Below are 21895 nucleotides of genomic sequence, written 5' to 3'. Positions count from 1 at the left end.
GAAAAGTCGAACTCCGGGTATGGAGCCCGAGCCCCGCGGGGGGAGCCTTACAATCTCACCCCGCCAGCCCCGAACTCCAAGCCCACAGCTCGTTTTGGGTCCTGCATCCTGCTGGACGCCCCGAAGGGTGTTACCAGCTGGCCTTGCGCACGCCCGGGATCAGGCCGTTCAACGCCATATCGCGCAAGGCGATGCGGCTCAGCCCGAACTGACGCAGATAGGCCCGAGGACGGCCGCTCATGTTGCAGCGGTTCCGCACCCGCGTCGCCGAGGAGTTGCGCGGCAGCTTGTGCAGCGCGTTCACCGCGGCCTGCACTTCTTCCGGCGTGCTCTTCGGGTTGTTGATCGCGGCCTTCAGGGCCGCGCGCTTCGTGGCATACCGCTCCACCAGCACCTTGCGCTGGGCGTTGCGGGCCAGCTTGCTCGTCTTCGCCATCGTCTCAGTCCTGGTTTAGGCCGCGGCGCTCGGCTGCGCCACTTTCGGCGTCACCGGCTTATCGTCGCCACGGAACGGCATGCCCAGCTGATGCAGCAGCGCGAACGCGTGCGCATCCTTGTCCGCCGTCGTCACGAACGTGATGTCCATGCCGTGGATCTGCTCGACCATGTCATAGTTGATCTCCGGAAAGATCATCTGTTCCTTGATGCCGAGCGTGTAGTTCCCACGACCGTCGAACGACTTCGTGCCGAGGCCGCGGAAATCGCGGATACGCGGGCACGCCACCGTCACGAACCGATCCAGGAACTCCCACATGCGGGCGCCACGCATCGTCACCGACGCGCCGATCTCCTGTCCCTCACGGAGACCGAAGTTCGCGACCGACTTCTTCGCCTTGCGGCGCACCGGCTTCTGGCCGGAGATCAGCGCGAGCTCTTCCACCACCACGTCGAGCAGCTTCGGCTGCTTCACCGCTTCGCCCACGCCGCAGTTGATCACGATCTTCGTCAGCGTCGGGATCTGGTGCGGGTTGGTGAACCCGAACTGGGCCGCCAGCTTGGCACGGACCGTATTCTCGTAGAACGTCTTGAGGCGCGGACCGGCCACCGGCAAGCCGGCACCTGCATGCTCACGCTTCGTGAAGTCGATCGCCTGGCGCGGCTGGCCGGCCTTCTTGTCGGCCTTGCTGCCACCCTTCGAGCCAGCGCCACCCTTGGCGGCACCAGCCTTCGCTCCACCCTTTGCTCCACCCTTCGCGCCGCCCTTGGCGGCGCCCTTTTCCTTGGTCGCCATCGTCAGTTACTCCGTTCAGCGGGCGCGGGAAATGACTTCACCGCTCTTCACGCCGATGCGCTCCTTCGTGCCGTCCTTGTCCACGCGATTGCGAACTCGCGTCGGCTTGCCGGTCTTCGAATCGAGCAACATGACGTTTGACGCGTGGAAGGGCGCGGCCATCTCGATGATGCCGCTCGTCTCTTCCGCCGTGCGCGCCTTGCGGTGCTTCTTCACGATGTTGATGCCTTCCACCTTGATGCGGCCCGTCTTGGGGTACACCTGAAGGACCTTCCCTTCCTTCCCCTTGTCGTCGCCGCGCATCACGCGAACGGTATCACCCTTCGTGACGTGGATCACTTCGCGAGACGCCTTGAGGGCGTGACGCGCAGCGCCGAGGCGCTGGCCGCGATCCGTCTTGTAGTAAACGTTCTTCCGCATCTCAGATCACCTCGGGCGCCAGCGACACGATCTTCATGTAGCGCTTCTCACGAAGCTCACGCGCCACGGGTCCGAAGATACGCGTCGCCTTCGGCTCACCGTTGTCGTTGATGATCACGACGGCGTTCTCGTCGAAGCGGATGTACGAACCATCCTTGCGGCGCGTTTCCTTCACCGTGCGAACCACCACGGCCTTCGCCACGTCGGACTTCTTCACGGTGCCGTTCGGCAGCGCGTCCTTGACCGCCACGATGACCTTGTCACCAAGGCCGGCGTACCGACGGCGCGTGCCGCCCAGGACACGGATCACCAGGGCGCGCTTGGCGCCGCTGTTGTCCGCAACCTTCACGACTGATTCTTGCTGGATCATGGATTATTTCCCCTTACCGCGCGCGTTCGACGATTTCGACCACGCGCCACCGCTTGTCCTTCGACAAGGGCCGGGTCTCCATGATGCGCACCGTATCGCCGACCTTCGCCGAGTTCTCCTCGTCGTGAGCCTTCAGCTTACGCGTACGCGTCACCATCTTGCCGTACTGCGGGTGCGGCATGCGACGGTCGATGCGAACGACCACCGTCTTTTCCATCTTGTCGCTCACGACCAGCCCGATACGCACCTTGCGCGCGGTCCGATCCATGGCGCCGTTCTGCGCGGCGCTCGCGTTATTCGTTTCAGCCATCTGTCGTATCTCGGTTAGCGGCCGCGGCCGGCGAGCTGACGCTCGCGCTGGACCGTCTTGAGGCGCGCAATGTCCCTGCGGATGCTGCGCAGCCGCAGCGGCTCTTCCAGCGCTTCGGTACCGCTGCGGAACCGGAGACGAAAACGCTCCTCTTCCAGTTCAGCAATACGCGACACGAGCTCGTCATCAGCGAGTCCGCGGATCTCTTCAGACTTCATGGGTCACCGCCTCCTCGCGCGCCACAAACTTGGTCTTTACGCCGAGCTTCGCGGCGGCCAGGCCCATCGCCGTTTCGGCGAGTTCCCGGGACACACCCTCGATCTCAAACATCACTCGGCCCGGCTTCACTACCGCCACCCACATCTCCGGCGAACCCTTACCCTTACCCATTCGGGTTTCGGCCGGCTTCTTCGTGATCGGCTTGTCCGGGAAAATCCGGATCCATACTTTGCCGCCACGCTTGATGTGACGCGTCATCGCAACACGGCACGCTTCGATCTGCCGGCTCGTCACCCACGCCGGCTCCAGTGCCTGGAGACCAAACGTGCCAAACGACAGCTCGGCGCCACGGTGCGCCAGACCGGTCATCCGGCCCTTGAACATCTTGCGGAATTTGACCCGCTTCGGACTCAGCATCTCTCAGTTCCTCAGTTGCCGGTCGAGTAGGTCTTGCCGCGACGATCTTCCACGATTTCACCCTTGAAGATCCACACCTTGACGCCAATGGCGCCGTACGTGGTCCTCGCCGTGCTCGTCGCGTAATCGATGTCGGCGCGCAGCGTATGAAGGGGCACCCGGCCTTCCATGTACCCTTCCACGCGCGCGATTTCGGCACCGCCGAGGCGGCCGCCAGCCTTCACCTTGATGCCCAGCGCTCCCATCCGCATCGCGCTCTGCACCGCGCGCTTCAGCGCCCGACGGAACGAAATACGCTGCGAGAGCTGCGCCGCAATGTTGTCGGCCACGAGCTGCGCCTCCACTTCCGGGCGCTTGATCTCTTCCACGTTGATGCCGACTTCCTTGCCGGTCAGCTGCGTGAGCTCATCACGCAACTTGTCCACTTCCGCACCCTTCTTGCCGATCACCACGCCCGGCCGGCCCGTGTGGATGGTCACCACGACCTTCCCCGGCTTCCGCTCAATCGTGACATCGGAAATGGCGGCGTTGTCCAAACGCGCCTTCAGGTACTTCCGCAGCAGCGCGTCTTCCTTCAACAGCGCCGGCATCTCCTTCTTGGCATACCACGTCGAGCGCCAGTTCTTCGTGACGCCGAGGCGGAAGCCGATCGGATTGGTCTTTTGTCCCATTAGCGCACCGCCTCCGTCACGACGATCTCGACATGGCTGGTCCGCTTCAGCATCGGCGTCGCACGGCCCATGGCCGCCGGCGTCCAACGCTTGAGTTTCGGACCTTCGTTCACGATGGCCTTCGTGATCACCAGCATGTCCACATCGAGGGACGTGTTGGCCGCACGGGCCGACTGTTCTGCGTTCGCCACGGCACTGTTGAGCGTCTTCGCAATCTGCTCGGCCGCGTGCTTCTTGGAGAACTTCAGGAGCGCGAGCGCGTCGTTGACACGCTGGCCGCGGATCTGGTCAATGACCAGCCGCATCTTGTAGGGCGACTGACGCGTGGTGCGCTGAATCGCGCGCGCCTCAATCCCCGTCTTCACCGCTGCTTTGGCCATGGGTTACTTGCCTCCCTTGCCGCCAGACTTCTTCGCGTCCGTCTTCTGTCCCGCGTGACCGCGGAACAGACGCGTCGGCGAAAACTCGCCCAGCTTGTGGCCAACCATGTTTTCCGTCACGTACACCGGGATGAACTTGTTCCCGTTGTGCACCGCAAACGTGTGCCCGACGAACTCGGGCAGAATCGTGCTAGCGCGCGACCAGGTCTTCACGACCTTCTTCTCGCTCTTGGCGTTCATCGCGACCACCTTCGCCTCCAGGCGTTCAGCGACGAACGGACCCTTCTTAATGCTTCTCGACATATCGGTTCTCGTCTCGCCTGGCGGTTACTGCGTGGCTCGGCCGCGCTTGCGGCCGCGCACGATGAGACGCGTTGACGCCTTCTTCTTGTTGCGCGTCTTGACGCCTTCCTTCTTACCCCACGGGCTCACCACGTTACGACCGCCGCGCGTGCGGCCACCGTGCGGGTGATCCACCGGGTTCATGACTTCACCACGCACCTTGGGGCGCTTGCCGAGCCAACGGCTCTTGCCCGCCTTGCCGTGCGACTGCAACTCGTGCTCGGAGTTACCCACTTCTCCGATCGTCGCCATGCAGTTGCCGTGCACCAGGCGCATTTCGGTGGAGCCAAGCCGAAGGGTGACGTACTCGCCTTCCTTCGCCACCACCTGGGCGAAGGCACCGGCCGAGCGCGCCATCTGGCCGCCCTTGCCGATCTTCAGCTCGATGTTGTGCACCGACGTGCCGAGCGGCACTTCGCGGAGCGGCATCGCGTTGCCGGTGCGGACATCGCTGCCCGGACCCGACACCACCGTATCGCCCTGCTTGAGGCCCTTCGGATGCAGGATGTACCGCTTCTCGCCGTCCGCATACTCCACCAGCGCGATGCGCGCCGAACGGTTCGGATCGTACTCGATGTGCGCCACCGTCGCCGGCACGCCAGGCTTGTTGCGCTTGAAATCGATGATGCGGTACATGCGCTTGTGGCCGCCACCGATGCGACGCATCGAGATGTGGCCATGGTTGTCGCGCCCGCCCGACTTCTTGAGCGGCTCGAGCAGCGACTTCTCAGGGGTGCTGCGCGTGATCTCGGCGAAGTCTGAGACCGAGCGGAAACGCGTGCCCTTGGTGACCGGCTTGAACTGACGAATGCCCATGCGACTCAGCCCTCGAAGATCGCGATGGTGTCGCCGTCACGCAGCTTCACAATCGCCTTCTTGGTATGTGGACGGCGACCGATGGACTGGCCCACGCGGCGCGCCTTTCCGCGCGCGATGGACGTCCAGACGCCGGTAACCTTTACGCCGAACAGCTGCTCGACGGCGGCCTTGATGGCGTACTTGGTAGCGGTAGGCGCCACCTCGAACGTGTATTCGCCGCGATCCTGATACGCGGCTGAGGTACGCTCCGTGATGATCGGGCGCACGATGGTGCGATAAAGACTCATCGCTTAGCCCTCCGCGGAGTTCTGGGTGAGCGCCGCCGACTCGATCACCACGACATCCGACCAGAGGATGTGGTAGGTGCTCGCATCGCTGAACGGCATCACATGGGCGCGCTCGATGTTGCGCGCGCTCAGGTACACATTCGGCTTCACGCCTTCGGTCAGCACGAGCACCTTCTTGCCCGCGGCGCCAATGGACGCAATCAACGCCGTCATCGTCTTGGTCTTCGGCGCGCTGAAGTTCAGCGCATCGACCAGGATCACCGCGCCTTCACGAGCCCGGGCGTTCAGCGCACTCTTGCGCGCCAACTGACGCACCTGACGCGGCACGATCTGCGTGTAGCTGCGCGGCTGCGGGCCGAACACCGTACCACCGCCCGGCCAGTTGGGCGCACGCGTCGAGCCCTGACGGGCGCGACCGGTACCCTTCTGCTTCCACGGCTTCTGGTTACCGCCGGTGACTTCGCCACGCGTCTTCGTCTTGGCCGTGCCCTGACGACGGTTGGCGAGGAACGCCTTTACCGCCTGGTGCATGACCGGCACGTTGACGATGCCGTCGAACATCTCGGGGAGCTGGCGCGTACCGCCCTGCTTGCCCTGCGCCGTGAACACAGGCGCCTCAAAAGTCTTCGTTTCCGCCATCATGATCAGCCCTGCTTCCGCACGAAGACGATGCCGTTCGTCGGCCCCGCCACGCTGCCGCGCAGATAAATGAGGTTACGCTCGGCATCCACCTTTTCGACGCGGATGCTGAGAGACGTGTGCTGCACGTTGCCATACTGGCCGGGCATCTTCTTGCCCTTGATCACGCGCGACGGATCCGTGCCCGCGCCGATGGAGCCAGGCTTGCGGTGCTTGGTGTTACCGTGCGTGTTCGGACCGCCATGGAAGCCGTGGCGCTTCACCACACCCTGGAAGCCACGGCCCTTGCTGGTACCGGTGACCTTGACCTTCTCGCCGGGGGTGAAGATTTCCACGGAAATCGTGTCGCCGATGTTGTACGACGGCACCTCGGCCTTGCCGGGCGCGTCGTCGAGACGGAAGCTCTTCAGCACCGCAGGCGCCGCCTCAAGGCCGGCCTTCTGCGCGTGTCCCAGCTCCGCCTTGGTGGCGCGATTGCCCTTGGGCGTGCGCTCACCCTTCTTGTTGGCGCGCGCCGTGCGCTGCGCACCATATCCGAGCTCCACCGAGGCAAAACCCGCCTGATCCTTCGTCATCACCTTCACGACGGGATTGGGCGTGGCCTCCACCACGGTGCAGGGCACTTGCTGCCCCTGCTCGTTGAACAGCTGGGTCATGCCCAGCTTTTTACCGATGATACCGATCATGAATGGACTCACTCCGTACGAGTCGCGGCCATCCGCAAAGGATGATCCGTTGGACTGTGGAGGACGACGCCCTGTGCGACGCCCTCTGTACTACGTGTTACGTGCTGCGTACTACGTCCTGCGTACTACGTCCTACTCCACCTTGATTTCGACGTCCACACCAGCCGGGAGATCGAGCTTCGTGAGCGCGTCCACCGTACCGGCACGCGAATCGAGAATATCGATCACGCGCTTGTGCGTCTTCAGTTCGAACTGCTCGCGCGACTTCTTGTCGACGTGCGGCGAGCGCAACACGGTCCAACGCTGCGTTTTCGTGGGCAGCGGGATCGGACCAGAGACCGACGCGCCGGTCTTCTCAGCCGTGCGGACAATGTCCGCCGACGCCTGATCGATCACAGCGTGGTCAAATGCCTTGAGGCGAATGCGAATGCGGCCAGCCATCTCTATTCCTGGGAGCCTGTTGAGCGGGTGGTGAGACCCGAAAGCCTCACCACCCGCCGACAGTCGTGATTAGGCGAGGATCTTGGTAACGACGCCGGCGCCGACCGTGCGGCCACCCTCACGGATGGCGAAGCGCAGCTGCTCTTCCATGGCGATCGGGATGATGAGCTCAATCGTCATCGTCACGTTGTCGCCCGGCATCACCATCTCCATCCCTTCGGGGAGCTCGATGTTGCCCGTCACGTCCGTCGTGCGGAAGTAGAACTGCGGGCGGTAGCCCTTGAAGAACGGCGTGTGACGGCCGCCTTCTTCCTTCGTGAGCACGTACACTTCCGACGTGAACTTCGTGTGCGGCTTGATCGAGTTCGGCTTGGCCAACACCATGCCGCGCTCGATGTCTTCCTTCGCGATGCCGCGGAGGAGCAGACCGACGTTGTCGCCCGCGCGTCCTTCGTCGAGCAGCTTGCGGAACATTTCGACGCCCGTGACGGTCGTCTTCTTCTCGCTGTTGTAGCCGACGACCTGCACTTCTTCGCCGACCTTCACGATGCCACGCTCGATACGGCCCGTCGCCACCGTGCCACGACCCGTGATCGAGAACACGTCTTCGACCGGGAGGAGGAACGGCTTGTCGATCTCACGCACCGGCTCCGCGATGTACGTATCCAGCGCGTCGTACAGCTTCTGGAACTCTGCCACCCACTTCGGATCGCCGTTGATGGCGTTGATCGCCGAGCCACGGATCACCGGAGCGTCATCACCCGGGTAGTTGTACTTCGACAGCAGTTCACGGACTTCGAGCTCGACGAGGTCGAGGAGCTCTTCGTCTTCCACCAGGTCACACTTGTTGAGGAACACCACGACCGAGGGCACGTTCACCTGGCGAGCCAGGAGGATGTGCTCACGCGTCTGCGGCATCGGGCCGTCCACGGCCGACACCACCAGGATCGCGCCGTCCATCTGCGCAGCGCCGGTGATCATGTTCTTCACGTAGTCGGCGTGACCCGGGCAGTCAACGTGCGCGTAGTGACGCGCTTCCGTCTCGTACTCCACGTGCGACGTGGCAATCGTCAGAATCTTCGTGCTGTCGCGACGTCCCTGCGACTCAGAGGCCTTGGCAACTTCGTCGTACGCGATGTACTTCGTGCCGTAGCCCTTGTCCGCCGAGATCTTCGTGAGAGCAGCCGTCGTCGTCGTCTTGCCGTGGTCGACGTGGCCGATCGTTCCCACGTTCACGTGCGGCTTGTTCCGCTCGAACTTTGCCTTGCCCATGGTTTTGTTCTGGTATTTGGGTAGTGAATGAGTGGGTGAGGCTTACGCCTTCACCTTGCTGATGATCTCTTCGGCCTTCGACTTCGGCACTTCCTCGTAATGCGAGAACTCCATCGAGTAGACCGCTCGTCCCTGCGACATGCTGCGCAGCTTGGTCGAGTAACCGAACATCTCGGCGAGCGGCACAGTCGCCGAGATTACCTGCGCCTCACCACGCTGCGTCATGCCGCCAATCTTGCCGCGCCGCGAGGAGAGATCGCCGAGGACGTCACCCATGTACGCTTCCGGGCTCACGACCTCGACCTTCATGACCGGCTCCAGCAGACAGGGGCTGGCCTGCTTGGCCGCCTCCTTGAACGCCATCGAGCCGGCAATCTTGAACGCCATTTCCGATGAGTCGACTTCGTGGTACGAGCCGAAGGTCAGCTGAACCTTGACGTCCACCACCGGGTAACCGGCGAGCACGCCATTTTCCAGCGCTTCCTTGATGCCCTGTTCCACGGGGCCGATGTATTCACGGGGAATGACACCGCCCACGATCTTGTCTTCGAACACGAAGCCCTGGCCCTGTTCGGAGGGCTCCATGTTGATGACCACGTGGCCGAACTGCCCCTTACCGCCGGACTGGCGGATGAACTTCCCTTCGATCTTCTCGACGCGCTTCTTGATCGTTTCGCGGTAGGCCACCTGCGGGCGACCCACGTTCGCATCGACCTTGAATTCGCGCATCATGCGATCGACGATGATCTCGAGGTGCAACTCGCCCATACCGGCGATGATCGTCTGTCCCGTCTCGGCGTCGGAACGCACGCGGAACGTCGGATCTTCTTCGGCGAGCTTCTGCAGCGCGATGGCCAGCTTGTCCTGGTCCGCCTTCGTCTTCGGCTCGATGGCGACGTCGATGACGGGGGCCGGGAACTTCATGGCCTCGAGGATGAGCGGGTGGTCTTCCGTGCACAGCGTGTCGCCCGTGCGCGTGTCCTTGAGCCCGATCGCGGCGGCAATGTCACCGGCGCGCACTTCCTCGATTTCTTCACGCTTGTTGGCGTGCATCTGCAGCAGACGACCGACACGCTCACGCTTGTCCTTCGTGCTGTTGTAGACGTAGCTGCCCGACTGCATCACGCCCGAGTAGACGCGGAAGAAGGTCAGCTTTCCGACGAACGGGTCGGTCGCGATCTTGAACGCCAGCGCCGCGAACGGCGCGTCGTCGTTGATCGGCGCATCGATGAACGTTTCGTCGTGATGCGGCAGGTGGCCCTGAATGGCTGGCACGTCGATCGGCGCGGGGAGATAATCGATCACCGCGTCGAGCAGCGCCTGCACACCCTTGTTCTTGAACGAGGCGCCGCAGAGGACCGGGATGAACTCCATCGCGATCGTCGCCGCACGGATGGCAGAGCGGATCTCGTCCATCGAGAGCTCTTCGCCAGCCAGGTACTTCTCCATCAGCGCTTCGTCATGCTCGACGGCCGCTTCAATGGCCTCGTGACGCGCGAGCTCGCAGGCGTCCTTGAACTCGGCCGGCACATCGACCACCGAGAACGTCTTGCCCATCGTCTCGTCGTGGAAGATGTACTGCTTGCGCTCGAGCACGTCGATGTGGCCCGTGAACGTTTCGCCCGAACCCACCGGCAGCTGCAGCGGGAACGCGCGCTTGCTCAGGCGATCACGGATCATGGCCAGGCAGCGATCGAAGTTCGCGCCCACCCGATCCATCTTGTTCGAGAAAATCATGCGCGGCACACGGTACCGGTCGGCCTGACGCCATACCGTTTCCGTCTGCGGCTCTACACCGGCCACCGAGTCGAGCAGCGTGACGGCGCCGTCGAGCACGCGGAGCGAACGCTCCACTTCGACGGTGAAGTCCACGTGGCCCGGGGTGTCGATGATGTTGATGCGGAATTCCGGACCCGCGCCCTTGTCGTGGGCCTGGCCATGACGCATCCAGAAGCAGGTCGTCGCGGCCGACGTGATCGTGATGCCGCGCTCCTGTTCCTGTTCCATCCAGTCCATGGTGGCGGCGCCATCGTGGACTTCACCAATCTTGTGCGACTTGCCTGTGTAATACAGGATGCGCTCAGTGGTGGTCGTCTTGCCGGCATCGATGTGGGCCATGATGCCGATGTTGCGGTAGTGCTGGAGCGGGGTGGTACGCGGCATAGTTTTCGGTATGCGCCGCCAGGGCAGCGCAGTAAGAGAACAAAAGTGAACCAGCAAAAAAACGGCTGGACCTGGCCTCCCGGATTGGGAGCGGTATCCATCCGCTGTCGCCGGGTACGCTCGCCGCTGCTGCACGAGTGGGGACCCAAGCGCGCCACTTCCAGAGAACTGCGGACTCCAGATGCGACGTTGAATTGGCTGCGTTGCTTGTCGGGAGCGCGTCATCATCACGATGCCGTGCCGGAACAGCGTGCCTACCCAAAGACTGCCGGGCGTGGCGCCCCACCCTGAAACCGCGGTGGCCCATAAGGGGTCGGCTGCAGATCCGCCGACTGTGTTGCGAGACTACGTTGGGGTTGCCAGACCACGCCCTTTTGAGGCGTTTACGGGCAGACACCTAACATGAGGGAGCCTGGGCCGGAAGTCAACCCGCGGGAACCGCCGATATACGCCACTCGGCGTCCAACTGCTTCCCCTCCAAACATTTCGCGCCGTCCGGACCAGCTCCGGACGGCGCGGTTCTTACCCAGGGGGCCGACCAGTCTGGCCAGCCCCTTTCCAAAATATGTTCAGCCCTGCTTCCGGCGGCGGCGCGAGGCCACACCCAGCGCCAGCAGACCCGCGCCCATCAGGGCATAGGTGCTCGGCTCGGGGACGACCGAAGACGTCTCAACCCCAGCGACCCAAATGGTCTGGTAGGGAAGCGTCGTACGGGCATTGGCCCCCATGCCGATGGAGCGATCAACCTGCCACTGATAGAGGCGGGAGTTGTACGGGTCCTGGCCCCACGCCGGCACCGCGCAATTCGCCACGTCAGCTGGGGCGGTCGCGTACAGACAGTTCGCATCCACCGGATTCCACGCTGGAGCGCCGGCAAGATTGTAGTTGACGCTGAGGGTAAAGTAGGTAATGGCCTTCCCCTGATTGTCGATCTTCCACGAATCCGCCATCGGGGCGTTCGCGTCAAGATTGGTCAGGGTCTGGCTGAACTGCAGCGTCTTGTTGTTGACGTCACCCATGTAGCCGTTCAGCGTCAGGATCGCGTCGTTCGTCCACCCCGATCCCACCTTGAGGCTGTGCAGGAAGAACGGATTAAACGTATCCATCTGGACCTGCAGGGGGGTCGACGTCAGGATCGCCAGCTTTGAATTGGACGGATACCCGGTGACCGCTGGCGCCTTTGTCCAGCAATTGAAGTATTCGGGCACGTTGAGCAGGTACGCGTTGTACCAGGTGAGGCCACCAGATTTCGGGCCGAACCCCTCATTGCCCCAGTTCTTACAGACACCACTCGTAGGAGCGGTAGTCACCGAGCCGAAATCGCTATAGGTCTGCGCAGCGGCCTCGGTGGACGCAAGCAGAACGCTGCTCACACCAATGGCAAGGCGAACGGTTGTGGCGATACGGGACGACGTGCGAAGCATTGGAAAACCCTTGCTGAGTTTATTGTGGCGCCGAGCGTTCGGACCACCTGCTACCTAACTGAAGCATAAGCCGTGCCACATGCCGAGCTCTACCATAAAACGACTTATCCACCTTTTGAGAGGGCTTTCTTGCCCTTTCACCCCCACATCTCCACATCGCGTGTGGCTTGGCGCCCACACCGTGCGACAGGTTGCTGCGAACTTCCCACAGTCTGCGGTTTCATGCCAGCAGACCCAACCATAACGTGAAGGTTACAGCACCATCGACATCACCGGCAAATCCGCTTCCTCGCACAGCGAGGACTCCAGGATTTCCGTGATGCGGGCCGACGCCTTGCCGTCACCAAACGGGTTGGGCACCGTGACCATGCGCTCGTACACCACCGGGTCGCACAAAATGGACAGCGCTTCCTTTACGATGAGATCGGGATCGGTACCCACCAGAATGCCTGCCCCCACCTGCACCACTTCCGGGCGCTCGGTGCGTTCCCGCAAAATGAGAATGGGACGCCCCACACTGGGGGCCTCCTCCTGCAATCCGCCCGAGTCGGACAGGATGATCGTGCTCTTGTGCAGGACCTTCAGCAGGTCGGGATAGCTGAGCGGCTCCAGCAGGTGCACCCGCGGCGTATCCCCCAGCTCCTGCTGAAAAAGCCCGCGCACATTGGGATTGGGGTGCAGCGGCAGCACCACCTGCAAGTCCGCCACGGCCGCCACCAGCCGCTTGACGGCACGGGCGATATCCCGCATGGACTCGCCCTGGTTCTCCCGCCGATGCGCCGTAACGAGCGCCAGGCGCCCCTCGGGCACCGCATCCAGCAGGCGATTTTCGAACGGGCGCGACACATCCATCTGCTTCACGGCATCCACAATGGTATTGCCGGTCATGAAGATGCGGTGCATGGGGACGCCTTCGCGCAGCAGGTTGTCGCGGCTCTCCGGCGTGGGGGCAAAATGCCACTGCGCTGCCACACCCACCACGCGACGGTGGAACTCTTCCGGGAACGGCTCCTGAAAATTGAAGGAGCGCAGGCCGGCTTCCACATGCCCCACGGGGATGGAGCGCCACGTGGCCGCCATGGCCCCGGCGCAGGCGCTGCTGGTGTCGCCTTGCACCAGAACCGCCTGCGGCTTGTTCTGCGCAAACACGTCGTCCAGCGCGGTGATGCAGCGCGCCACAAAGGCACTGGGCGACTGATTCTCCGTCATGAGCGACAGCTCGATGTCGGGCACCAGCCCCACGTCTTCGAACGCGCGCACCAGCAGGTCACGGTGCTGCCCCGTGCTGACCACCGTACAGGTCACGCTGGTGGACGCCCGCAGCGCCCGTACCACTGGCGCCATCTTGATGACTTCGGGACGGGTGCCCACGATCACCGCCACATTGGGCGTGGCACGCACGGCGGGGGCGCCGCCGCGCATGGGAGTCAACCACCGGGATTTGCTCATGCGCGGGTATTCCTCACAACGGTTTCCACATCGTCACGTGACACAGCACCTTGCTTCACCAGAATGGCGCCCAGCTGACCACCCTTTTCGCGCTGCTCCTTGAGCGCCAGCACGAGCTGCTGCGTGGTGAGCTTCTTGTCTTCGATGAGCTTCTCGCCGAGACGCATCTGTGCGCCAACCTGCGGCGGCAATGAGTGTTCGGTTTTGTCCCAGCTCATGGGAATACCGGTGCGACGCGACTTGAAGTACTGATTGGCCGCCCGGAAGGTGGCCACCATGTTCACGATGTTCGAGAAGGGCGTCCGGAAGATCGAGAGCAGCGCCTGACCAAAGCCGTACAGCTTGCCGGTACTGATGGCGCGCTGAATGAGGCGGTTGCACATGAAGAACAACCCGATCCAGAACAGCCACGCGAACCATGGCTCTTCAAGCATTTCGGGAAGCCCACGATCGTAAAACACCCGGACCCATTCGTACGCCACGAAGTACAGCAGCAGCAGATAGCCGGCGAGCACCACGAGATAGCCCAGCGGGCCACGACGATCGTGCGCCAGCAGCCAGCTGAGCCCCTTGGGCCAGCCCCAATGCTCCCACCCCTGAAACACGATGCCGGCCATCCAGCGCGTGCGCTGACGCACCGCGGTACGGAACGTCTGGGGGAACGGAGCCCACGTGGCAATCAGTTCTTCCGAATTCTTGTCATCTTCGTCGATCTGCACGTACTGATGCAGATACCGCGTGGGACGCCCCTGCACCGTGAGACCAAGTCCCAGATCGTAGTCTTCGGTGAGCGAATTGGTCGCGAACGGCGTCCCGTTACGCTCTTCCATGAGCTGATCAATGACAGTCCGGCGCACACACGTGGCCACACCGGCCGATGGCACGAAGCCCCAGACCTTCTCACGGACGAACATGTTCTTCGTGTACATCTCGGCGAATTCGTCGATGTACGTACCGGCCACGAAGTCATACCAGAACGGCGGCGTGGACAACACGGGCAATTGCACGAAGTCCACGTCATCGTTGCGGAAGTACCAGTTGAGCAACCGCAGCTCCTGCGGATGCACCAGGTCCTCCACATCATGAAACACGATGAGGTCGTAGCGCAGGCCGGCCCGCTGTTCATGCTCCACAATGGCCTGCAGTACCGTGTTGACGCAGTCCGCCTTGGAGGTGGGGCCATCGTTGGTCGTGGTCACCTTGCGCACGTTCGGATAGATCGCGCGCACCTTGTCCACTTCACGACGAGTGTCCGGATCGTTCTGATACGTCCCGATCCAGTAGTCATACCGCTGGTAGTCCAGTCGCGGCAGATTATACAGGAGCATGCGCGCGATGACGTCGTCTTCCTTCCACGCGGGCGTCACGATGGCAATACGCCACTCGCTCACGTCACGCAGTTCCTTGACCGTCACCGTTGGGCGCTTCCACCAGCCGAAGATCTTGCCCAACCAGAACGTCACATCGAACAACAGGTCATCGATCGCAAAGATCAGGTAGAACACCGCGATGACAATGACGGCCATTTCCAAACCGGTCATCGTGCGCCCCCCTCACGAAGGGGCTTGAGCGCCCGCCATCCCCACACGGCCGTCACACGCCACTCCTGATACCGACGCTTGACCCCGGGCGTCGGCTGCTCGAAGAATCGTCCGTAAATGCCTTCAGTAAACAGCACGAAATGCGGCCCCACCCGCAACGCGGCACCACCGCCACTCTCAGCGGCCCGGTTGAAAAAGTCACCGCGGCTGTCGTATCCCACCCAGCCGCGCCCAAACAGATCGAGCGCCAGCTTGCCGGGCGTGCCAAAGCGCACGCCTTCGCGCAACAGCGCGTAGCCAATCACGTTCTTGTCGAAGCGTTCGTACCAGCTCACATCGGCCGCAATGTCGGTGAGCAGTTTCCAGTTGGCATCGCGTACCAGCCGACGCTCATCCTGGGCAATGAGATAACCACCGGCGCGCACATCACGGCGCCAGCTGGTGGTGTCATTGGTCAGAAGTGAATACGCCCCGCCCGCTTCTGCATACAGCCATAACGGTCCGTGCCAGGGGCGCACACGGACCCCACCGGCAAGGATGGCCGCGTTATCGGAAAGCACGCGCGACTGCCCGCCGCCGCCCGTAGACTTGCTGTCCCGCGTCACGCGCAACGACGTGTAGGCCGCCGGCGCCCAGGACGCGCCGCTTTCAATGCCGTGACGCAGAAAGCCAAAGCCAATGGCGTTATCGAAACGCGACTGGTAAAACGGGGCGAGGTAGCCTTCGGAGAAGAGCACCGTCCCGACATCCCCCTTCACGCGCAGCGCACGTCGGGCCGGATTGGCCACGCCGGTATCGGCGCTGAGCGCGGCCGCCCGGAACGCCTCGAGGGCTTCGGCGTTCCGCGTGGCGCTGTCATACAAGTACGCCAACGCCAACCGGTCGCGATCGGTGTAGCCACTGGGGGTGGTCCCGATGCTCTCGAGCGCCTTGATCGCGTCGTCAGTCCGGCGCAGATCAATGAGCACATAGCCCAACTGCCGACGTACATCGGCGTTCTGCGGGGCGAGCGCCGCGCCCTGCGAGAACCAGCGAGCCGCCGAGGGCTTGTTGCCGCCAGCGAGCTCGAGGTAGCCCAGCTCAATGTGGGGCGCCGCCTGGGTGCTATCGACCGCAATGGCGCGGGTAAAGTACTCGCGGGCGCTGGCGGTATCACCACGCTGGCGGGCGGCATAGGCCACGTTCATGGCGGTGGCGTACCGATCTGCAGGCGCATCCTGCGCCTGGGCGACGGCCATTGGCGCCAACCACATGCTGGCCAGCGCCACGACAATTGCGGCCGCACATGAGACGCCGCGGCGCGCCTGGAGACCACGAAGATTGAGCAGCACGGAGACGGAGGAGGGGTACGCTGGCCGGCCTCGGGACGCCGTTGCCGAGGACCAGCCGAAGAGGTCGGCAGGGCCGGTAGCGGTTGGAACGTTACCCGGAGCGTGACTTTCGCGATAGACGCCGGGAATGTGGTGCGCGTCACCGCTGTGCCAGTTGCAACAACCTAAGGGTTAGGCCATTGGCCGCCCAAGTGAAGTGACCGACACCTTCCGGGGCGCGGGGCGCCTCCAACAGGAACGCGCCACACGGTGAGGTGTGGCGCGTTGGCGAGGGATGGCAACCGGCGACCGGTGAAAGAGGCTAGAGCGCCCGCACCGCGTGCACTTTGATGGCGGCGTCTTCGGCATAGATGCCGATCCGTCCCTTCTTGTACGGCTGTTCGGCGTCGCGTGTGCGCACAACCTCTCGGCCATCGACAAAGACGGCGATGCGGTCGGCGTCCTGCACGATCGTGACATCGTAGACCTTCCCGATGGGGAATTTCTCACGATTTCCAGAAGCCAGGAAACGCTGGCCACCTGGGTAGGCCGGATCGCGCTTGCCCAGTTCCCAGCCGTTGGGCTTGGGGATGAAGTAGTAGAAGCGCGTATCGTCTTCATACTGCCAGATAACCCAGGCCACTTCCCACGGATTCGGCTGTCCATCACGCAGCTGCGCGGTGGTTTCCACCCGCGCGTGGAGCATGAGGTGGTCGCCGTACGAGGGGCCAAGCACCATGGGGGCGTGGGTCTGCCATCCCTTCTCGGCCGACTTGGGGCCCATGGCCAGCGTCCCCTGATTGCCCTTGCCGCTCACGACCACGCACCCGTAGCCGTCAAAGCGGACCGTCCACAATCCGAAGTCTTCGCCCTGGGTCAGGCAGTCGGGGCGTACTCGGGGGAAGGCCACCCGCGGAAGGCGATTGGCCGTCCGGAGCATCTGGACGCGGTTGGCGTCATCGCGGCGGGCCGGGTTGGCCAGAATGGCGTCGGCCGTTGTGACCGCGCCCATATCGGCGCTGAGCGTGGCGCTCGACACCGCCGGCCGACAGGATGCGAGCAGCATGAGAGCACCGCCAACGGCGACTCCGCCCAGTCTCCGTACCTGTCCAACAACCGACTGCATCTTCGCAGTACGCATGACCTGATCCCTCTGTGATCGTTCGGTAGCTCAGCCGGCAGCCACACCGTGTGGTGTGAGTAAGCCCTGTAGCTTTGCGTCCCTGGCTTTCACCAGGTTTGCCGTTTCGCGACCCCGGAATCGGGGCCCGCGCACTTCTACTAACGTGACGCAACGCGTACGGCGGCGCAACACTCCAGGCCGCTATCAAAACAGTTCGTCCGGCTTCGTAACGATTGCCCGTGGCGAAACGCCGATTCCCTCTGGGCATATCGGCAGGGCGTGATTTTTGTGCCGGGAGGGTGACATGGACCTTGGTCCCACACGGACGAAAAGTAGGGCCATTCGGGCGTGGGCGCGGTGTCCGGGATCACAGATCTGTCTTCGGGTTTCCATGCGCTGTCACAACAAAAAACAGCGCCCCGGATGCATGCATCCGGGGCGCTGCTGACGGCGGGGAGAAACTCCGGCGCCGGATTTACCAGCGGTAGTGCGCGAAGGCCTTGTTGGCTTCGGCCATGCGATGGGTGTCTTCCTTTTTCTTGATCGCATTGCCTTCGCCGCGAGCGGCGGCCAGCACTTCGGCGGCCAGCTTTTCGGGCATGGACTTCTCGTTACGGTCGCGCGAGTAGTTGATGAGCCAACGCATGGCCAGCGCGGTGCGGCGATCCTGACGGACCTCGACCGGGACCTGATACGTGGCACCGCCAACGCGGCGGCTCTTGACTTCGACGACGGGCTTGAGGTTGTTCAAGGCCTGCTTGAACACACCCACGCCGGGCTGGCTGGTCTTCGCCTCGACAATGTCCATGGCGCCGTAGAAGATGCCTTCGGCGGTGGACTTCTTGCCCTGGATCATCAGGTTGTTGATGAACTTGGAGACGGTCTGGCTGTCATAGCGTGCATCAGGCAGCACGGTACGCTTTACGGCACTCTTGCGACGGCTCACTTCTTCTTACCTCCGGCGGCGGGCGCAGCGCCCTTCTTGGGACGCTTGGTGCCGTACTTGGACCGGCTCTGGTTACGGCCGTTGACGCCCGAGGCGTCGAGCGTACCGCGTACAATGTGGTAACGCACACCCGGCAAGTCCTTCACACGGCCGCCGCGCACGAGCACGATGGAGTGCTCCTGGAGGTTGTGGCCTTCGCCGGGGATGTACGCCGTGACTTCGAGCTGGTTCGTGAGACGAACACGCGCAACTTTGCGCAGCGCCGAGTTGGGCTTCTTGGGCGTCGTGGTGTAGACGCGGGTGCACACGCCACGCTTGAACGGATTGCTCTTGAGCGCGGGCGCCTTGGACTTCTCCACCACGTCCTTTCGGGCGCGGCGGACCAGCTGGTTGATCGTAGGCATCAGATGTTGGTAGCCCATTGGCTGGTCGGCCAACGGGGAGTTCGTACTCCGACTTCTACGTGGATCGCCCCCGGGAGGGGACGGCACGGAACAGAACCCTGAGCTTAACCAGCCCAGGCGGCCGGGTCAACGGGGGGCAGGCATCGCGCGCGGGCCGGACCGGTTTTGGAGAGGTGAGACTGGGAGGTGAGACTGGGAGGTGAGACAGTGGGAGGCGGGCGGTGCGATGGATATCGAAAGGGGGAGGCGAGACAACCACGACGGTGAGAGGTGCGGGTGCTGGCGTCTGCTGGGGGGACACCTTCGCCTGGGCGGCGGTGTCGTAACATCGGTACCATTTCAGACGTAACATCAGTGGGACCCGTGTGCCGTCCGTTTCCGTGAGTGTCGTGTCGTGAGCGATTTCCAACAACGTCTGCAGGCTGCCCTCGCGTCCGAGTTCCGCCTAGAGCGGGAACTGGGGGGCGCCGGCATGTCCCGGGTCTTCGTGGCTACGGAAATCGCCCTGGGACGCCGCGTGGTCGTGAAGGTGCTCCCCCCCGATCTGGCGGCTGGCGTCAACGTGGAGCGGTTCCGGCGGGAAATCCAACTGGCCGCCCAGCTGCAACATCCGCACATTGTGCCCCTGCTCGCCGCTGGGGACGATGCCGGGCTGTTGTGGTTCTCTATGCCCTATATCGACGGCGAATCACTCCGGGGGACCCTGACGCGCCAGCAACGGCTCTCCGCCCGCGATGTGGTGCGCATTCTGCACGACGTGGTTGATGCGTTGGCCTATGCCCACTCCCGTGGGGTGGTCCATCGAGACATCAAGCCTGACAACATCCTCACGTCCGGGATGCATGCCCTGGTCACCGACTTCGGGGTGGCCAAAGCGCTCAGCGCCGCCAGTCCGGCGCAGGGGGGCACGACGACCGGCATGGCAATCGGCACCCCCGCCTACATGGCCCCCGAACAGCTGGCCGCCGACCCCGCCGCCGACCACCGGGTGGATCTCTATGCCGTCGGACTGTTGGCCTATGAGCTGCTGACGGGCAAGGCGCCCTTCAGTGGGTCCTCGCCGCAGGCCACGCTGGCGGCACAGCTCACGCAGATGCCGGAGCCGCCGCACCGTTCGTTCAGTGACATCCCTGAGCCCCTGTCCTCGCTCATCATGCACTGCCTCGAAAAGGATGCGGCCCGGCGACCGCAATCCGCGCTGCTGCTGCTGGCCGAGCTCGACGCCCTGCCGCCCATGACAAGTGGCGCCACGCTGGCGCCGCGCCGCACTCGGCCACGCCCTGCCCTGCTGGTCGCAGGACTCGCCGCGGTGGCGGCCGTCGTTTGGGCGGTGCTGCCGCACGTTCCGCAGGCGCCGGCGTCACTGGAGGCACTCGATGCACGCGATGCGGGCCCTGGTGGGGGTGCACCTCCAGCCTCCGTCACCGACAGTATCCCCGTTCGCGGGACCACCGGTACCGCACAGGGAATGCTCGGCGATACCGTAGCCGTGTTCCGCGACATTAGCGACGGTGCCCGCAGCACGGCCGTGCCACTGGTGATTACCCGCGCCGAGTCGCTGGCCATTGCCGATGCCATACGGAAACGGCAGTCGCAGCAGCCTCCCCGCCCAGCGACCGCCCCAACCGCCGCAGGCGCTACGGGCACGAAAGTCCTGGCGGAGACGAGCGCGGTGCGCGTAGCGGTACGTATGAGCAATGGCATGATGGCGGAGATCGACCGTGAACTGCTCATGTCCGAACTCGGGCGGATTTTTTCCGACTCGATGAGCCGTGCCATTCAACACATGGACTCTGCGCTGGCCCGCGTGCCGCGCGTCTTGCGCATGGAACCGCCGCGCCCCGAATCCCCGCCGGGCTCCACGCGCACCATGACGTTCGTGGCACCCTTGGTGGCTCCGCCAAGTGATGGGCGACTGCGCGTGGTGGTGACCAACTGGAGTAACGCCACCGGTCGCCGGGAGTTTGCCGCGACCGCACGCGAAGCGGCCACCCTCATGCGCACAGCCATTCCGGGAGAGCGCTACGATGTAATGCCGCCGGACCTCACCGAACGTGCCGTGCGCATGACTCCGGATCAGATGGCCGCAGGCTGGGCGCTACGTGCCGACTTTCTGGTGAACGGATGGCTCACGACCCGCGGCGACTCGCTCGTGGTGGCCACCAAACTCACCGATGTAAAGACGGGCCGGTTTGTGCGCGTCATGGAGCATGTGATGGCAGCCGGAGAAAACCCGGGCAAAAGCATGGAACTCGCGCGCCAGCAAGTCGCGAGCTGGCTGGACACCGCGGCAACCGCAACCAAGCGACGAGCGAGACCGGAGACGGGAGAGGTGAGACGGTGAGATCTTGAGCGGTGAGAATTGGAGGTGAGAGCGTTGTGAGGTGAGAGATTGGGATGGATTTCGAATGTGAGAGGGTCGAGATAACCACGATGGTGAGAGGTGCAGGTGCTTCGTCGGCACGCTGAGATCTGAGATCTGAGATCTGAGATCGCTTCGCGGGAGAATTGAGACCGGGTTACGGGGGCATTGAGACCGCGTTGCGGGAGACGGTCATTGGCTGGCGGGGCCGGGCGTGGGGGTGATGGGTGGATGTGACAGCACGTATTTGCGGAATCCGTAGATCAACCGGCGGACTTCGATGACTTCATCGGTGATGTAGTCCTTGGTGGGGGGAAGGACCTCCAAGGCAGACGCCAGACGCAGTTGCAGTTCGACTTCGTTGCAGGATCCAATGGCCGTTGTGCAGAAAGTCGCGGTCTTGGTCGGAGACTCACAGCCGGCGCCTTCGGTGAGATTGAGCGCCATGGAGTCCACCGCGCGCAGCAGCTGCGCACGCATGCCCGGCGATACGCGAGCCATGGCCGCCGTGTATTCGTCAGCAAGCCGGTGCACCGTTACCGCCAGCGCAAACGCCCGGCGCACCACTTCGAGTTTTTGCGGATTGTGTGCCATGCGCGACGATAGCAAAACTCGCCGCGCCCAGTCTCACCAGAAGCACGCGCATCGGACCATTTCAACGCGAAGTCT

Annotated in this window: 26 protein-coding genes and 1 riboswitch; of the genes, 1 reads left to right on the top strand and 25 read right to left on the bottom strand. The window is 63.5% G+C overall.

The features are described from left to right. Window positions 1-130: 130 nt before the first annotated feature. From rpsN to rpsL, 24 genes are all read right to left on the bottom strand, one after another. Window positions 131-436 carry a 30S ribosomal protein S14 gene (rpsN, locus tag GEMMAAP_RS05220; protein ID WP_026849958.1) on the bottom strand — a complete coding sequence of 102 codons (306 nt, stop codon included), beginning with the start codon at window positions 434-436 and terminating at the stop codon, window positions 131-133. 15 nt (window positions 437-451) lie between these two features. Further along, entirely contained in the window at window positions 452-1051 is a 600-nt protein-coding gene (rplE, locus tag GEMMAAP_RS05215) for a 50S ribosomal protein L5 (protein WP_026849959.1), read from the bottom strand. A gap of 195 nt (window positions 1052-1246) precedes the next feature. After that, window positions 1247-1567, bottom strand: coding sequence for a 50S ribosomal protein L24 (gene rplX / locus GEMMAAP_RS05210; RefSeq protein WP_026849960.1), 321 nt, complete (start codon window positions 1565-1567; stop codon window positions 1247-1249). An 85-nt stretch (window positions 1568-1652) separates the two neighbouring features. Beyond that, a complete protein-coding gene (gene rplN, locus GEMMAAP_RS05205) occupies window positions 1653-2021 on the bottom strand; it encodes a 50S ribosomal protein L14 (RefSeq protein ID WP_026849961.1) in 369 nt (122 codons plus the stop codon). Between the two features lie 13 nt (window positions 2022-2034). Next, window positions 2035-2289 carry a 30S ribosomal protein S17 gene (rpsQ, locus tag GEMMAAP_RS05200; RefSeq protein ID WP_026849962.1) on the bottom strand — a complete coding sequence of 85 codons (255 nt, stop codon included), beginning with the start codon at window positions 2287-2289 and terminating at the stop codon, window positions 2035-2037. Between the two features lie 56 nt (window positions 2290-2345). Further along, a complete protein-coding gene (gene rpmC / locus GEMMAAP_RS05195) occupies window positions 2346-2549 on the bottom strand; it encodes a 50S ribosomal protein L29 (protein WP_026849963.1) in 204 nt (67 codons plus the stop codon). Then, window positions 2539-2967 carry a 50S ribosomal protein L16 gene (gene rplP, locus GEMMAAP_RS05190; RefSeq protein WP_026849964.1) on the bottom strand — a complete coding sequence of 143 codons (429 nt, stop codon included), beginning with the start codon at window positions 2965-2967 and terminating at the stop codon, window positions 2539-2541. The genes rpmC and rplP overlap by 11 nt, the downstream gene beginning before the upstream one ends. An 11-nt stretch (window positions 2968-2978) precedes the next feature. Beyond that, on the bottom strand, window positions 2979-3638 hold the full coding sequence (rpsC, locus tag GEMMAAP_RS05185; protein WP_026849965.1) for a 30S ribosomal protein S3: 660 nt from the start codon (window positions 3636-3638) through the stop codon (window positions 2979-2981). Then, window positions 3638-3991 (bottom strand): 50S ribosomal protein L22, encoded by a 354-nt coding sequence (gene rplV / locus GEMMAAP_RS05180; protein WP_026849966.1) that lies wholly within the window; start codon window positions 3989-3991, stop codon window positions 3638-3640. The genes rpsC and rplV overlap by 1 nt, the downstream gene beginning before the upstream one ends. A gap of 30 nt (window positions 3992-4021) precedes the next feature. Next, the gene (gene rpsS / locus GEMMAAP_RS05175; protein WP_026849967.1) at window positions 4022-4321 is read right to left on the bottom strand and encodes a 30S ribosomal protein S19; all 300 of its coding nucleotides are present in this window, start codon (window positions 4319-4321) and stop codon (window positions 4022-4024) included. 24 nt (window positions 4322-4345) lie between these two features. Beyond that, window positions 4346-5176, bottom strand: a complete 831-nt coding sequence (gene rplB, locus GEMMAAP_RS05170; RefSeq protein WP_026849968.1) for a 50S ribosomal protein L2 — start codon at window positions 5174-5176, stop codon at window positions 4346-4348. Window positions 5177-5181: 5 nt separating this feature from the next. Continuing rightward, a complete protein-coding gene (locus GEMMAAP_RS05165; protein ID WP_026849969.1) occupies window positions 5182-5466 on the bottom strand; it encodes a 50S ribosomal protein L23 in 285 nt (94 codons plus the stop codon). Window positions 5467-5469: 3 nt separating this feature from the next. Then, a complete protein-coding gene (rplD, locus tag GEMMAAP_RS05160; RefSeq protein WP_053334240.1) occupies window positions 5470-6108 on the bottom strand; it encodes a 50S ribosomal protein L4 in 639 nt (212 codons plus the stop codon). Between the two features lie 2 nt (window positions 6109-6110). Continuing rightward, window positions 6111-6791: a 50S ribosomal protein L3 gene (gene rplC, locus GEMMAAP_RS05155; RefSeq protein WP_026849971.1), complete on the bottom strand. Its 681-nt coding sequence runs from the start codon at window positions 6789-6791 to the stop codon at window positions 6111-6113. Between the two features lie 132 nt (window positions 6792-6923). Continuing rightward, window positions 6924-7232, bottom strand: coding sequence for a 30S ribosomal protein S10 (rpsJ, locus tag GEMMAAP_RS05150; RefSeq protein ID WP_012682361.1), 309 nt, complete (start codon window positions 7230-7232; stop codon window positions 6924-6926). A gap of 69 nt (window positions 7233-7301) precedes the next feature. Then, a complete protein-coding gene (gene tuf / locus GEMMAAP_RS05145) occupies window positions 7302-8504 on the bottom strand; it encodes an elongation factor Tu (protein ID WP_026849972.1) in 1203 nt (400 codons plus the stop codon). A gap of 42 nt (window positions 8505-8546) precedes the next feature. After that, the gene (fusA, locus tag GEMMAAP_RS05140) at window positions 8547-10667 is read right to left on the bottom strand and encodes an elongation factor G (protein WP_026849973.1); all 2121 of its coding nucleotides are present in this window, start codon (window positions 10665-10667) and stop codon (window positions 8547-8549) included. Window positions 10668-11236: 569 nt separating this feature from the next. Continuing rightward, the gene (locus tag GEMMAAP_RS20810; protein WP_026849974.1) at window positions 11237-12091 is read right to left on the bottom strand and encodes a PEP-CTERM sorting domain-containing protein; all 855 of its coding nucleotides are present in this window, start codon (window positions 12089-12091) and stop codon (window positions 11237-11239) included. A gap of 252 nt (window positions 12092-12343) precedes the next feature. Continuing rightward, window positions 12344-13540, bottom strand: coding sequence for a non-hydrolyzing UDP-N-acetylglucosamine 2-epimerase (gene wecB / locus GEMMAAP_RS05130; RefSeq protein ID WP_202969190.1), 1197 nt, complete (start codon window positions 13538-13540; stop codon window positions 12344-12346). Continuing rightward, entirely contained in the window at window positions 13537-15081 is a 1545-nt protein-coding gene (locus tag GEMMAAP_RS05125; protein WP_026849975.1) for a glycosyltransferase, read from the bottom strand. Before GEMMAAP_RS05125 ends, wecB begins: the two co-directional genes overlap by 4 nt. After that, window positions 15078-16412 carry a tetratricopeptide repeat protein gene (locus tag GEMMAAP_RS05120; RefSeq protein WP_026849976.1) on the bottom strand — a complete coding sequence of 445 codons (1335 nt, stop codon included), beginning with the start codon at window positions 16410-16412 and terminating at the stop codon, window positions 15078-15080. The genes GEMMAAP_RS05125 and GEMMAAP_RS05120 overlap by 4 nt, the downstream gene beginning before the upstream one ends. 301 nt (window positions 16413-16713) lie before the next feature. Then, window positions 16714-17532: a LamG domain-containing protein gene (locus GEMMAAP_RS05115; RefSeq protein WP_053334242.1), complete on the bottom strand. Its 819-nt coding sequence runs from the start codon at window positions 17530-17532 to the stop codon at window positions 16714-16716. Between the two features lie 21 nt (window positions 17533-17553). After that, window positions 17554-17645: riboswitch (cyclic di-GMP riboswitch) on the bottom strand. 344 nt (window positions 17646-17989) lie between these two features. Then, entirely contained in the window at window positions 17990-18460 is a 471-nt protein-coding gene (gene rpsG / locus GEMMAAP_RS05110) for a 30S ribosomal protein S7 (RefSeq protein ID WP_026849977.1), read from the bottom strand. Further along, window positions 18457-18864: a 30S ribosomal protein S12 gene (gene rpsL, locus GEMMAAP_RS05105; protein ID WP_026849978.1), complete on the bottom strand. Its 408-nt coding sequence runs from the start codon at window positions 18862-18864 to the stop codon at window positions 18457-18459. The genes rpsG and rpsL overlap by 4 nt, the downstream gene beginning before the upstream one ends. A 394-nt stretch (window positions 18865-19258) precedes the next feature. On the opposite strand from rpsL, the gene GEMMAAP_RS05100 reads away from it, so the two are divergent. After that, window positions 19259-21208 carry a serine/threonine-protein kinase gene (locus tag GEMMAAP_RS05100; RefSeq protein WP_053334243.1) on the top strand — a complete coding sequence of 650 codons (1950 nt, stop codon included), beginning with the start codon at window positions 19259-19261 and terminating at the stop codon, window positions 21206-21208. A gap of 210 nt (window positions 21209-21418) precedes the next feature. On the opposite strand, the gene GEMMAAP_RS05095 is transcribed toward GEMMAAP_RS05100, so the two are convergent. Beyond that, window positions 21419-21820 (bottom strand): four helix bundle protein, encoded by a 402-nt coding sequence (locus GEMMAAP_RS05095; RefSeq protein ID WP_026849979.1) that lies wholly within the window; start codon window positions 21818-21820, stop codon window positions 21419-21421. Between the last annotated feature and the right edge of the window lie 75 nt (window positions 21821-21895).

The sequence above is a fragment of the Gemmatimonas phototrophica genome (assembly GCF_000695095.2).
Taxonomy (GTDB): domain Bacteria; phylum Gemmatimonadota; class Gemmatimonadetes; order Gemmatimonadales; family Gemmatimonadaceae; genus Gemmatimonas; species Gemmatimonas phototrophica.
This window is presented reverse-complemented; position numbering and strand designations above follow the sequence as displayed.